General features: G+C 70.9%; 10 protein-coding genes. 4 read left to right on the top strand and 6 right to left on the bottom strand.

Translation table 11 applies throughout. The features are described 5' to 3' along the window. Positions 1-30 precede the first annotated feature (30 nt). Positions 31-627: a sigma-70 family RNA polymerase sigma factor gene (locus N5079_RS25325; protein WP_315967884.1), complete on the bottom strand. Its 597-nt coding sequence runs from the start codon at positions 625-627 to the stop codon at positions 31-33. Positions 628-889: 262 nt separating this feature from the next. Here N5079_RS25325 and N5079_RS25330 point away from each other — a divergent pair, with 262 nt between their 5' ends. Beyond that, positions 890-1,960: a PLP-dependent cysteine synthase family protein gene (locus N5079_RS25330; protein WP_261586560.1), complete on the top strand. Its 1,071-nt coding sequence runs from the start codon at positions 890-892 to the stop codon at positions 1,958-1,960. A 413-nt stretch (positions 1,961-2,373) separates the two neighbouring features. Here the strand turns inward: N5079_RS25330 and N5079_RS25335 are convergent, their stop codons facing one another. Next, complete coding sequence (locus N5079_RS25335) at positions 2,374-3,375, bottom strand: ABC transporter substrate-binding protein (RefSeq protein WP_261586561.1); 1,002 nt, start codon at positions 3,373-3,375, stop codon at positions 2,374-2,376. A gap of 69 nt (positions 3,376-3,444) precedes the next feature. Here N5079_RS25335 and N5079_RS25340 point away from each other — a divergent pair, with 69 nt between their 5' ends. Genes N5079_RS25340 through N5079_RS25350 form a run of 3 tightly spaced genes read left to right on the top strand, consistent with a single transcriptional unit; the run spans position 3,445 to position 6,580 of the window. Then, entirely contained in the window at positions 3,445-4,455 is a 1,011-nt protein-coding gene (locus N5079_RS25340; RefSeq protein ID WP_261586562.1) for a FecCD family ABC transporter permease, read from the top strand. 50 nt (positions 4,456-4,505) lie between these two features. Beyond that, positions 4,506-5,777 carry a FecCD family ABC transporter permease gene (locus N5079_RS25345; RefSeq protein ID WP_261586563.1) on the top strand — a complete coding sequence of 424 codons (1,272 nt, stop codon included), beginning with the start codon at positions 4,506-4,508 and terminating at the stop codon, positions 5,775-5,777. Continuing rightward, positions 5,774-6,580 carry an ABC transporter ATP-binding protein gene (locus tag N5079_RS25350; RefSeq protein ID WP_261586564.1) on the top strand — a complete coding sequence of 269 codons (807 nt, stop codon included), beginning with the start codon at positions 5,774-5,776 and terminating at the stop codon, positions 6,578-6,580. Before N5079_RS25345 ends, N5079_RS25350 begins: the two co-directional genes overlap by 4 nt. Here N5079_RS25350 and N5079_RS25355 read toward each other — a convergent pair. From N5079_RS25355 to N5079_RS25370, 4 genes are all read right to left on the bottom strand, one after another. Then, positions 6,575-7,237 (bottom strand): class I SAM-dependent methyltransferase, encoded by a 663-nt coding sequence (locus tag N5079_RS25355; protein WP_261586565.1) that lies wholly within the window; start codon positions 7,235-7,237, stop codon positions 6,575-6,577. The two genes, N5079_RS25350 and N5079_RS25355, sit on opposite strands and share 6 nt — an antisense overlap. A 282-nt stretch (positions 7,238-7,519) precedes the next feature. Next, positions 7,520-8,689, bottom strand: coding sequence for a signal recognition particle-docking protein FtsY (gene ftsY / locus N5079_RS25360; RefSeq protein ID WP_261586566.1), 1,170 nt, complete (start codon positions 8,687-8,689; stop codon positions 7,520-7,522). A gap of 283 nt (positions 8,690-8,972) precedes the next feature. Further along, complete coding sequence (locus N5079_RS25365; RefSeq protein WP_261586567.1) at positions 8,973-12,686, bottom strand: chromosome segregation SMC family protein; 3,714 nt, start codon at positions 12,684-12,686, stop codon at positions 8,973-8,975. 305 nt (positions 12,687-12,991) lie between these two features. Continuing rightward, positions 12,992-13,186, bottom strand: coding sequence for a hypothetical protein (locus N5079_RS25370; protein ID WP_261586568.1), 195 nt, complete (start codon positions 13,184-13,186; stop codon positions 12,992-12,994). Positions 13,187-13,336 lie beyond the last annotated feature (150 nt).

Raw genomic sequence — 13,336 nt, forward strand, 5'->3', positions numbered from 1 at the left:
TCAGGCAAGCTCAAGCGGGCTCAAGCGGGCTCAAGCGGCGAAGGCTGCCACCGGGACGCGCACCATGCCCTCTTCGCGAGCATAGTCCTCGAGCATCCCGCGGAGCTGGCGGCGGCCACGGTGGAGGCGGGACATGACCGTGCCGATGGGGGTGCCCATCCGATCGGCGATCTCCTTGTAGGCGAACCCCTCGACGTCCGCCAGGTAGACGGCCACGCGGAACTCCTCGGGCAGGGCACGCAGGGCGTTCATCACCACGGTGTCCGGGAGCTGGTCCAGCGCCTCGGTCTCCGCCGACCTGAGGCCGGTCGACATGTGCGACTCCGCCGCGGCGAGCTGCCAGTCCTCGATGTCCTCGGCAGCCGAGAGCTTCGGCGAGCGCTGCTTCTTCCGGTAGTCGTTGATGAAGTTGTTGGTCAGAATCCGGTGCAGCCATGCCTTGAGGTTCGTGCCCTCGCGGAACTGGTGGTAGGACGTGAACGCCTTGGCCACGGTCTCCTGGACCAGGTCCTCCGCGTCGGCGGGGTTCCGGGTGAGTCGCATGGCGGACGCGTAGAGCTGGCTGGTCACCGGCACGACATCGCGCTCGAACCACGCCTGTCGCTGCTCGTCAGTCATCGAGATCATCTCATCCCCCTACAGAACTTCTCCCCCGTTACCCCTACGGCGTGGACCCATGCGGATACAGCCGTTCATTCTTGCCTCAAGGACATCGTCCCAGGCGAGTCGTAAGCGCGATGTTAAATGTTTTCCCTGGTCAGCGAGGGTCGCATAGCACAGCGGGCCGACGCGGGCAGGTCACGCGCAGGCCGGGCAAGTCTCAGTAGCGTAACACTCTAGCCTCAATCGCAGGTAAAGTGTGGCAAACGTCACTCGATAGAGTATTGGCATGAAATACGTGGACCGGCACGACCCGGTAACGAGGGCGTGGACGGCCGACGCCATCCGGGCCGTGGAAGCCGACGCGAACCGTAGTTGCGACACCCACCTGCATGTCTTCCCACTCCCCTCGCACTGGGGCGTTGACCTCTACCTGAAAGACGAGTCGGTCCACCCCACCGGTTCACTCAAGCACCGCCTCGCCCGATCCCTTTTCCTGTACGGCCTGGCCAACGGGTGGATCGGGCCCACGACGACGATCATCGAGGCGTCCAGCGGCTCGACGGCGGTCAGCGAGGCCTACTTCGCCCGGCTCCTCGGCCTGCCGTTCATCGCCGTGATCCCGGCCACCACGTCGCCGGAGAAGCGGGAGATCATCGAGTTCTACGGCGGCAAGTGCCATCTCGTGGACGACCCCGGGACGATCTACGCGGAGTCCCACCGGCTGGCCGCCGAGACCGGCGGGCACTACATGGACCAGTTCACCTACGCCGAGCGGGCCACGGACTGGCGCGGGAACAACAACATCGCCGAGAGCATCTTCCAGCAGATGTCCCTGGAGCGGCATCCGGAGCCGTCCTGGATCGTGGTCGGGGCGGGCACCGGGGGCACGTCCGCGACGATCGGCCGCTACATCCGGTACCGCCGCCACCAGACCCGGCTCTGCGTCGCGGACCCGGAGGGCTCGGCGTTCTACCCCTCCTGGGAGTCCGGGGACGAGCACCCCGGGTCGGGCTCCCGGATCGAGGGCATCGGACGGCCGCGGGTGGAGCCGTCGTTCCTCCCCACGGTGATCGACCGGATGACCCAGGTGCCCGACGCCCTGTCGATCGCCGCTATGCACTGGGTGCGGGAGGCCACCCGCCGTGACGTGGGCGGCTCCACCGGCACCAACATGGCGGCGGCCGTACAGATCATCAAGGAGATGCGGGCGAACGGCGAGCGCGGGAGCGTGGTCACGCTGATCTGCGACGGCGGCGAGCGCTACCGGGACACCTACGGCAGCGCCACGTGGCTCGCCGAGAAGGGGATCGACATCACCCCCCACCTCGCCGAGCTCCACCAGTTCCTCCTGACCTGAACAGAGCCCCGCCACCGCCCTTGTGGGTGATCATGCACACCTTCCCGGGACGGCCTTCCGGCCCGTCCCCCTTCCGCGCGTGATCATGCATACCTTCCCGGAAAGAACTTCTCGCCTCGCCATCCTCCGCGCGTGATCATGCACACGTTCCCGGGAGGGCCTTCTGGCCAGGCCACCTTCCGCGCGTGATCATGCGCGAGTTCCCGGTGGCCAGGTATCCGCAGACGATGGAGGGTGCGGAAACCTCCGCATGATCACGACCGAGGTCTGGCCTGCTCAGGCCGCACGTCCGGGAACCTGTGCATGATCACGACCGAGGTTCGGCCTGCTCAGGCGGGGAGTGCGGGAACTCGTGCATGATCACGCGAGGCGTCCCGGCTGCTCAGGCCAGGTGCCCGGGAACCTGTGCATGATCACGGCGAGCGGGTGAGGGCGACGCCGAAGATCATGGCCAGGTCGTCGAGGATCGCGTGAGCGCCCTGGATCCCCACGGCGGTCATCCACGTCGTGTCGGAGACCTCGTGCTTCTCCCCCTTCAGCCGGTTCCACAGCGGGTTGGCCTCGAACTTCTGCTTCACGGGAGCGGCGGCCGCGGCTGGGTCGTCGTAGGCCGAGACAAAGATGTGGTCGGCGTCCATCTCCGGGATGCGCTCCTCGCTGAGATCCACCGCGATCGCGTCGCTCACGGTCGGCTGGCCCTCCGGGCGGACGAACCCGGCGTCCTTCAGGACAATCCCCGAGTAGGACTTCTCCACGTACAGCCGGGCGGTCGGCTCACCCGCGAACCGGACGATGGAGATCGTCGGCGGCGTGCCGCCGTTCTTGGCCTTGATCTCCTCGCCGATCTTGGCGGCGCGGGCCTGGTAGTCCGCGATCTTCTGCTCGGCCAGGGCCTCCTTGCCGAGCGCTCGCCCCACCAGGCGGAGGTTGTCCTTCCAGATCGCGCCGGTCGTCTCGCTGAACACCGTCGGCGCGATCTGGCTGAGCCTGCCGTACAACGCCTCATGGCGGACCTTGGCCGACACGATGAGGTCGGGCTTGAGCGCGGCGATCTTCTCCAGGCTGGGCGCCTGGAGTGTGCCCACCGACACCGCGTTCTTCGCCTTCGCCATGACCGGCGCGAGATAGCTCGGCAGGCCGCCCTCGATCGATCGGTACGTCGTATATCCGATGACCTCGGTGCCCAGGGTCAGGACCGCGTCGACGAAGCTCTGGTCGAGCGCCAGCACCCGCTTCGGCTCGCTCTTGATCTCGGTGTCCCCCATCGCGTGGTGAATCACCCGGGGGTACGGCCCCCCGGCCCCCGTCGACGTACCGCCCGAGTCAGTGCTTGAAGAGACGGTCGTGGAGGAACCGCACGCGGCCACCCCCAGGAACAGCAGGGCTCCAACCGCCAGGGCACGGAGCGTTCTCACTGGGTTGCCCCCTTTGTGGGTTCAAGTTAGGTTAGGCATACCTAAACTTAAATCTAGTAAGCGGTCAAGGTGGGACAAAAGACAACGAGCCGCCGCCTGCGGCTTCTCATGGCGCTCCTGGCGGCCCTTGTGGCCGCCGCCGCGCTCAGCGTCGCGATCGGCGCGAAAGCCGTGCCTCCAGCGGATGTCTGGCACGCCCTGTGGTCGCCCTCGGACACGGAGAACGACGTGATCGTCCGCTCGTTGCGGCTTCCCCGGACCGTCCTGGGCGTGCTGGCGGGGGTCGCGCTCGGCGTGGCGGGAGCCCTCATCCAGGGCCACACCCGCAACCCGCTCGCCGACCCGGGCCTCCTCGGCGTGACCCAGGGCGCGGCGTTCGCCATGGTCGTCGCCATTATCGCGCTGGGCGTGCCGACCATGCGGGGATACATCTGGTTCGGCCTGGCGGGCGCGCTGATCGCGAGTGTCGGCGTGTTCGCGCTGGGCTCCGTCTCCGGCCGTGGCGGCCCCACCCCCGTGACGCTCGCGCTCGCCGGGACCGCCGTCAGCGCCCTGCTGTACGCGCTGACCTCGGCGCTCGTGCTCCTCGACGAGCAGGCGATGGACGTCTTCCGCTTCTGGCAGGCCGGCTCCATCGCCGGGCGCGGGTCCGGCCCGGCCTGGCAGGTGGCGCCGTTCATCGCGGTGGGCCTCGTGCTCGCGCTGGCGAACGCGCCCGGCCTCAACGCCCTCGCCCTCGGCGAGGACGTGGCCCGCTCGCTCGGCCAGAACGTGTGGCTCACCCGCGCCGTGGGGCTCGCGGCGGTGACGTTCCTGACGGCCGGGGCGGTGGCGGCGTGCGGGGCCCTCGCGTTCGTCGGGCTCGTCGTCCCCCACGTGGCCCGAGCCTTGACCGGTCCCGACCATCGATGGCTGCTGCCGTGCGCGGGCCTTCTCGGGGCCGTGGCGCTCCTTCTCGCCGACGTGGTCGGCCGGGTCGTGGCACGACCGGGAGAGCTGGAGGTCGGCGTGGTCCTCGCCCTGCTCGGCGCGCCCTTCTTCATCACCCTGGTCCGCCGCCGGAAGCCGGTGCGGCTGTGACCCGGCGCGGCGGACCGGTGATCCGGCCGGTGGCCCGGCGTGGCGCCCCCGTGACCCCGCCTCCTATCCCGCGACGGGTCCCGGGAGTGGTCCGGCGCCTGGTCCGGCGCCTGGTCCGGTGTCTGGTCCGGTGTCTGGTCCGGTGTCTGGTCCCGCGCCGTGAAGCCGCCCGGCCGTACCGCCTGGGTGGCCTGTCCTGGCTCGTCAGGCCGCGGCGGGTGGCCGTCGCCCTCGCCGGCCTGGGGGCGCTGGCCCTGCTGATGGCGCTCAACCTGCGGATGGGCGACTTCCCCCTGTCGCTCAGGCAGGTCGTGGACGCGGTCCTCGGCAGTGGCGGCGACCACTTCGTGGTGATGGAGCTGCGGATGCCGCGCGTCCTGACCGGAGCTCTGGTCGGCGCGGCCCTCGGACTCTCCGGGGCGATCACCCAGGCCGTCGCCCGCAACGCGCTGGCCAGCCCGGACATCCTCGGCGTCACCTCCGGCGCGGGCGTCGCCGTGGTCCTCGTGATCGTCATGACGGGAAGCGCGTACGGCGGGGCCGGCGGCGCGCTGGCGGGCGTCGGCATCCCGGCGGCGGCGCTGATCGGCGGGCTGGCGGGCGCGGCGATCGTCTACTCGCTGGCCTGGCGGCGCGGCCTGGACGGCTACCGCCTGGTCCTGGTGGGCATCGGCGTCGCCGCCGTCTTCACCAACGTGAAGTACTGGTTGCTGACCGTCGGTGACGTCAACGACAGCGCCAGGGCCATGGTCTGGATCAGCGGCTCGCTCCACGGTCGCGGCTGGGAGCACATGACCCCCGTGGCGTACGCGCTGGTGTTCCTGATCCCGTGCGCTCTCGTGATGGCGCGCACGCTGGGAGTGCTCAGGTTCGGCGACGAGACGGCGACCGGGCTTGGCGTGCGGCTCACGGCGGGACGCGCGGCGCTGGTCCTGGCGGCCGTGCTGCTGGCCGCGGTCGCGACCGCGGCGGCCGGGCCCATCGCCTTCGTCGCCCTCGCGGCCCCTCAGATCGCGCTGCGCCTCGCTGGGATCGCCCAGCCGCCGATGGTCGTGTCGGCGGTAGTGGGAGCCGTCCTGACGGCCGCCGCGGATCTCATGGCGAGAACCCTGTTCGCCCCCACCGAGCTGCCGGTCGGCGTGGTCACCGCCGTGCTCGGCGCCCCTTACCTGATCTTCTTGCTCTGGCGGCGCCCGGAAAGCCGTGGCCGCAGCCTCATCCCCCGTTTCCTCCCCCGTTTCCTCCCCCGTTTCCTCCCCCGTTTCCTCCCCCGTTTGCTCCCCCGTTCGCTCACCCGTTCCGCACCGGAGGCGCGCTCATGAGACTGCAGGCCGTGGACGTACGGCTCGGCTACGGCGATCGAGTGATCGTCGACGGGCTCCACCTGGGTGTCGAGGCGGGAACGGTCACGACGATCATCGGCCCCAACGGATGCGGGAAGTCCACGCTGCTGCGGGCCCTCGGACGGCTGCTCCGACCGGCCGGTGGCCACGTGCTTCTCGACGGCAAGCGCATCGACAAGCTGCCCACCCGTGAGGTGGCCAAGCTCCTCGGGGTGCTCCCCCAGGCTCCGACGGCCCCGGAGGGACTGACCGTGGGCGACCTGGTCGCCCGGGGACGGCACCCGCACCAGACGTGGTACCGCCAGTGGTCCACGGAGGACGAGGCGGCGGTGACCGAGGCGCTGGAGTGGACGGGCCTCCTCGACCTCTCTGACCGGCCGCTGGACGAGCTCTCCGGCGGCCAGCGGCAGCGGGCGTGGATCTCGATGGCCCTTGCCCAGGGCACCGGACTGCTGCTGCTCGACGAGCCCACCACCTTCCTGGACCTGGCCCATCAGGTCGAGGTCCTGGAGCTGGTCCGCCACCTGCACCGTGAGGCCGGGAAGACCGTCGTGATGGTGCTCCACGACCTGAACCTGGCGGCCAGGTATGCCGATCGCCTGGTCGCGATGCGCGACGGCCGTGTGGTCGCCGCCGGACCGCCGGACGAGGTGCTCACCGAGGAGCGGGTGCTGGAGGTCTTCGGCCTCCAGTCCAGGGTCATCCCCAACCCGGTCGCTGGAACCCCTCTGGTCGTCCCCATCGGCACACCGAATCTCGGGAAGGTTCCCGCCTCCTCATAGACCGTCCCCGGATGGGCCGGCTTGGAGCACCTGGCGGTCGATGAAGGTGAACATGTGCTCACCTTGTGCCAGGGGTTCCGGCCGGCCGGTGAAACGGTGCACGCCGACGCCGAAGCCCGCCTCCGGCTCCGACAGCCACTGCCGCTCGAACCCGCGCTCCTCGAACCAGTCGCAGATCAGAGGAATCCGGTCGGGTGCGGACCGGTGCCGGGTCCAGATGACGGTGCCGTCCTTCGCGCACAGCTGGGAGCAGTAGCCGATCGTCCGCTCGATGTCCTCGTCGGTGATGTTGCCGAACACCCCGCAGGCCAGCACGATGTCGGCGGGCGCCATGCCGCGGTAGTGGTCGGTGAGCGCGGCATCGGCCGTCACAACCTCGACCCGGTCGAGCCCGGAGGCTGTGACCATGCTCTGGGCGATCGTGGCGTTGCGCGGATCCAGTTCCACCAGGCGGGCTCGGACATCATCGCGGCGCGGATGGCCGGCCAGCACAGGGAGCAGGTCTCGGCCCTGGCCCGCACACAGGCTGATCAGCGTCAACGGACCGGGCGGACTGCCGTCCAGGGCAGCCTGGGTCCGCTCCTGGACGACGCGCAGCCGCCGCGCCAGGCCCGAGTCGGGAAGGTCGTACGCGTCGTGCCACGCATGCCAGTCCATGACTGGACCCTATGCACAGCCCGCCTCACACTCCCACCGAATCCGGGGTATTCACCGCCACCGAAAGCCGCCCATGCCGGACGCCTGGACCCCGAGCGTGATCACAAACGAGATCGGGCCTGCTCAGGGGAGGCGCCCGGGAACCTATGCATGATCACAAGTGGAATCGGCACTGCTCACACAGGGTTCCCGGGAACCTTTGCATGATCACGGCCGAGGTATGGCGTGGTGAGGCGGGGTGTCCGTGAACCTGTGCATGATCACGCGCGGGGGGTGGTGGGCTCAGTCGCCGAGGAGGGCGTCGACGAAGACCTCGGGGTCGAACGGGGCGAGATCGTCGGGGCCCTCGCCCAGCCCGACCAGTTTGACGGGGACGCCCAGCTCCCGCTGGACCGAGATGACGATGCCGCCCTTGGCGGTGCCGTCCAGCTTGGTCAGCGCGATGCCGGTGACGTTGACCACCTCGGCGAAGACCTGCGCCTGGCGCATGCCGTTCTGCCCGGTGGTGGCGTCGAGGACCAGCAACACCTCGTCGACCATGGCCCTCTTCTCGATGACCCGCTTGACCTTGCCGAGCTCGTCCATCAGCCCCGTCTTGGTGTGCAGGCGGCCCGCCGTGTCGACGATGACGGTGTCGACCTTGTCCTCGATGCCCTTGGCCACCGCGTCGAACGCCACGGACGCCGGGTCACCGCCCTCGGGACCCCTGACCACGGCCGCGCCCACGCGGTCGCCCCACGTCTGGAGCTGGTCGGTCGCGGCGGCCCGGAACGTGTCGGCCGCCCCGAGGACGACCTTGTTGCCGTCGCCGATGAGGGCACGGGCCAGCTTTCCGGTCGTGGTGGTCTTGCCGGTGCCGTTGACCCCGACGACGAGGACCACGGCCGGGCGCTCGCCGTGAGCGCGGGTGTGGAGCGTGCGGTCGAGGTCGGGAGCGATCTGGGCCAGCAGCTCCTCACGAAGCATGCCGCGGACCTCCTCCGGGGAGCGGGTCCCGAGGACCTTCACCTTGGTCCGCAGGTCCTCCACCATGGCCCGGGTGGGAGCGACGCCCACGTCGGCGGTGATCAGGATCTCCTCGATCTCGTCCCACACGTCGTCGTCGAGCCGGTCCCGCGACAGCAGTTCGAGCAGGCCCTTGCCCAGCGCGCTCTGCGAGCGGGCCAAGCGGCTGCGCAGCCGGACCATCCGGCCCGCGGACGGCGGCGGAACCTCGATCGCCGGCGGCTTGAGCAGCTCCTCGGCCGGAGGCGGCAGTGTGGTGGTCGTTCCACCGTCCTGTTCGCCGAGACCGGCCTTGCCCGGCTCTTCGACGCCCGGGGCCCGCGGCTCAGGCGGCGCCTCCACCGGAGGGAGGTCCTTGGCCTTCGGCCGGAACAGCAGGAACAGGCCGCCCACCGCCAGAACGGCGACGAGGGCCACGATCACGATGATGCCGAGGTAACCATCCACAACATGCAGTTTCCCAGACAACCCCCACTGCTGCGGTAACCACACCCCGAACCAGCAAAGGGCGGCAGCGATCGCTCTATCGAGACCAACCGGTCCCCGAGGGGCGCGGCTGTGCCTGGACTGAGGAGTCGAGTGGGGAGCGAGGCACGAGCGACCCCGAGCGACGAGGGCTGTGCTTAGTGCGCGCCTCCGGCACGACCTCGCGGCCTCAAAGGCGCCCCGAGCGGAGCGAGCGCAATGGGCACAGTGCCCGCCTCGCCGGAGGCGAGGCAATCAGACACAGCTACACACTCTCGCGGAGGCGCTGGCTGACGACCTGGGTGACGCCGTCGCCGCGCATGGACACGCCGTACAGCGCGTCGGCGATCTCCATCGTGCGCTTCTGGTGGGTGATGACGATGAGCTGGGAGCTCTGCCGCAGCTCCTCGAAGAGGGTGAGCAGCCGCTGGGTGTTGGTGTCGTCGAGGGCGGCCTCGACCTCGTCCATCACGTAGAACGGCGACGGGCGGGCCTTGAAGATGGAGATGAGGAACGCCACCGCCGTCAGCGACCGCTCGCCGCCGGACAGCAGGGACAGCCGCTTGACCTTCTTGCCGGGCGGCCGGGCCTCGACCTCGACGCCGGTCGTCAGCATGTCGGCCGGGTCGGTCAGCAGGAGACGGCCCTCGCCGCCGGGGAAGACCCGCTCGAAGATCTGCGAGAACTCGCGGGCCACGTCCTCGTAGGCGGAGGCGAACACCTGCTCGACCCGGTCGTCGACCTCCTTGACGACGAGCAGCAGGTCCCTCCGGGTCTTCTTGAGGTCTTCGAGCTGGGAGGTGAGGAACGCGTGCCGCTCCTCCAGCGCGGCGAACTCCTCGAGCGCCAGCGGGTTGACCTTGCCGAGCTGGGTCATCTGCTTGTCGGCCGTCCTGGCGCGCTTCTCCTGCTCCTCGCGGACGTACGGCACGGGCGGGTCGCCGGGCACCAGGGCGTCCGGGCCGTACTCGGTGATGAGCGGCTCCAGCTCGACGCCGTACTCCTCCAGGGCCCGCTGCTCCATCTGCTCCAGGCGGAGCCGCTGCTCGGTCCTGGCCATCTCGCTGCCATGGACCCGGTTGACCAGGGCGTCCAGCTCGGAGCTCAGCTCGCGGACGCGCAGCCGTACCGCCTTGAGCTCCGCGTCGATCTCCCCGCGCGCCCGCTCGGCCTCGTCTCGCTCCTCGGCGGCCCGGACGAGTGAGCCTTCCAGCGCCTTCAGGGCCGTCTGGGCGCCTCGGGCGACGGCCGCGGCCACCTCGGCCTGCCTGCGGCGGCGCTCTCGCTGGGTCGCCGCCTTCGCACGGTCCTCGCGCTCGCGCCGGGCGGCCCGCATGAGCCCGTCGGCCCGACCGGCGATGCCCCCCACCCGCTCCTCGGCCGTCCGGACCGTCAGTCTCGCCTCCATCTCGGCCTGGCGGGTGACCGCGCAGGTCGCGGCGAGCTGGTCACGGGCCTCGGTGGTCGGCTCGGCCTCCAGCTCCTGGGCGTACTCCGCCTCGGCGAGCTGCTCCTCCAGCTCCACGACCCCCGCCTGGGCCAGCTCACGGGCCTCTTCCCCGTCCTGTACGGCTTTCGCGAGGCGGGCGGCCTCGTCCTGGGCCGCTTTGACGGCGGCCTCCAGGCGGGCGAGCTGCCTGGCCGCGGCGGCGGCCTTCTGGTCGGCGTCCCGCTGCCTGGCCCGCACCCGGTCGAGCACGGCCTGTGCGGCGTTGAGACCGTTCTGCGCGCTGTTCACGCCGTTCTGGGCCACGGTGACACCGGTCTGCGCCTCGCTGACCTGGGCCTGGGCCGCCTCGACCGCGAGCTGGAACTCCCGCTCGGCGGCGACGGCCTCGGTCAGCGCCTCGGCGTTCGCCTCGGCGGCCGCTCGGGCGGTGCCGAGATCGGCGGCCGCCTCGTCGAGCGCCGCCCGCACCTGGAGCACCGAGCTCACTCCACCGGACCCGCCGTGGGCGGCATGGGCGCCGAGGAGGTCACCGGAGCGCGTGACGGCCCGCAGGCCGGGATGCGCCTCCACGACCTGCCGGGCGGCGGTGAGGTCGGCGACGACGACCACATCCGAGAGGAGAGCCGCCACGGTGGATCGGAGCGCGCCGGGCACGGTGACCAGGGCGGCCGCCCACTCAGCGCCGGCCACCGGCGCCGGACCGCGCGTTTCCGCCGGTAAGGATTCGGACGCGATCAGCAGCGCCGCACGGCCTCCGTCCGCCTCACGGAGATGCTCCATGGCGGCCACGGCGGCGTTCAGGGAGTCGACGGCGACGGCGTCGGCCGCCAGCACCGCGGCGATGGCCGCCTCCGCTCCCGAGCGGACGGTCAGCATGGTGGCGATCGGGCCGAGGACTCCCGCGACGCCCGCGCCGACGAGCGCGGCCGCCCCGTCGACGCCTCCGGCCAGGCTCATCTCCAGGGCCTCACGCCGGGCCTGAAGCGCGGCGACGGCCCGCTGGGACTCCTGGTCGGCGGCGCGGGCCGTACCCACCGCGGACTTGGCGGCGGCGAGCGCGTCGCGGGGCGCGGCCACCGCGGCCTTCGCCTGCCGTACGACCTCCTCCGCCTGCTCCGCCACGGCCCTGGCCTCCTCGACCGCGGCCCGTGCGAGGTCCACGCCCTCCTGGGCGGCCTCCAGCTCGGCGACCAGCTCGGGATCGGCGGCGGGCTCGCTCAGCTCCTGCTCGTCGCACTCGGCCTGGGCCCGCTCGGCCCGCTGGCGGGCCTCTTCCAGGGCCTTGGTGAGCCGGCCGATCTCGTCGCCCGCCGCACGGGCGCGGCTCCTCGCCGACTCGACCTGTCCCCGGAGCCTCGCCAGGGCCTCTCGCCGGTCGGCGGCGGCCCGCGCGGCCGCGGCGAGCCTCCGCTCCTCGACGCCCAGAGACTCCTCCGCGTCGGCCCGGATCTCCACGGCGGCGGCCAGCCGTTCGCGCGCCTCGTCGAGTTCCTCCGCCAGTACGCGCTCCTGCTCGCGGACCTCGGCGGCCTCCCGCTCGAGGTCCTCGGGGTCACGGCCCCGGCGCTCGATCGCGGCCGCGTCGGCGGCGTGCCGCTCCCGCTCCGCCGCGAGGCTCTCGACGCTCCGCAGCCGCTCCCTGAGGGCGGACAGGCGGTAGAAGATCTCCTGGGCCGCCTTCAGGCGGGGCTGGGCCTCGTTCTCGGCCGTCTCCAGCTCGGCCTCGCGGCTCTGGCCCCGCGCGAGCTCGGCCTCGACCTGGGTCCTCCTCGACAGGACGGCCGCCTCGTCGGCGGCCTCCCGCTGCAGGGTGTCCCGCAGGGTCACGACGTCGTCGGCGAGCAGCCGCAGCCGCGCGTCGCGCAGGTCGGCCTGGATGACGGCGGCCTTGCGGGCGATCTCGGCCTGGCGGCCCAGCGGCTTGAGCTGGCGGCGCAGCTCGGTCGCGAGGTCCTGGACGCGGGTGAGGTTGGCCTGCATGGCGTCGAGCTTGCGGAGCGCCTTCTCCTTGCGCTTTCGGTGCTTGAGGACGCCCGCGGCCTCCTCGATGAACGCCCTGCGGTCCTCGGGCCCCGCGTGCAGCACCTGGTCGAGCTGGCCCTGGCCGACGATGACGTGCATCTCCCGGCCGATGCCGGAGTCGGAGAGGAGCTCCTGGATGTCGAGGAGGCGGCAGGTGTCGCCGTTGATGGCGTATTCGCTCTGGCCGGACCTGAACATCAGCCGGCTGATCGTCACCTCGGTGTAGTCGATCGGGAGCGCGCCGTCGGAGTTGTCGATGGTGAGCGTGACCTCGGCCCGGCCGAGCGGCGGGCGGCTGGAGGTGCCCGCGAAGATCACGTCCTCCATCTTGCCGCCGCGCAGCGACTTGGCGCTGTGCTCGCCCATCACCCAGGCGAGCGCGTCGACGACGTTGGACTTGCCGGAGCCGTTCGGCCCCACCACGCAGGTGATGCCCGGCTCGAAACGGAGGGTCGTCGCGGAGGCGAAGGACTTGAAGCCACGCAGGGTGAGGGTCTTCAGGTACACCTCCGCCCCCTCCCTGCCGCCCTGCTGTGGGGAAGACTACCGGTCTCCGAAGGCGCGGGGCGTCGGATACGGCTCGCTGAGGGGCTTGACCCGGCGCTCACACAACCCGGCGGAGCCGAGTGGGGCCACCGGGAACGCTCGGGCGGACGATCGGCGAGAATGGCCGGCTCCGGGTGGCGTCGTCACCAAAATGGCCCCTTACCGACAATTAACACCAGCTAAATATCGTCAGAACCAGTCCGCAAATGACAAGGGACGCCTTGGGAGGCGTCCCTGACAATCCATCTCCTGTTCTTGGCCGGTCCTCAGGTGAGAGCCGGCTCGCGATCCTGCAGCCGGACCAGAGCCTCATCACGAGTTTGCGCCGAGAGCGCGTCGTTCTGGGCCTGGAGCCGGGTGAGTTCTGCCTCCAAGTCCCGGATGCGCTGCTGGAGACGGCGCATTTCCGAGACCATCCGAGGGTCAGGACCGCCGACGTGGCCGAGTAGAGCCTTCGCCATAGTAAAGGGTCCTCCACGCTGAGTGACCAGACTGGTTCGCGCACTTCATGCCGCGGGAGGGGTGCGCGTGGTTCCTCTCAAGAGTCGCACCGGCATTGGAGACGGTCAAGTTGAACGCTCCGCATGGATGTACCGGTGGGCACTCTCGGT

Origin of the sequence: Planotetraspora sp. A-T 1434 (assembly GCF_025420585.1) — a bacterium.
In the GTDB taxonomy this organism is placed as follows: domain Bacteria; phylum Actinomycetota; class Actinomycetes; order Streptosporangiales; family Streptosporangiaceae; genus JAOEGB01.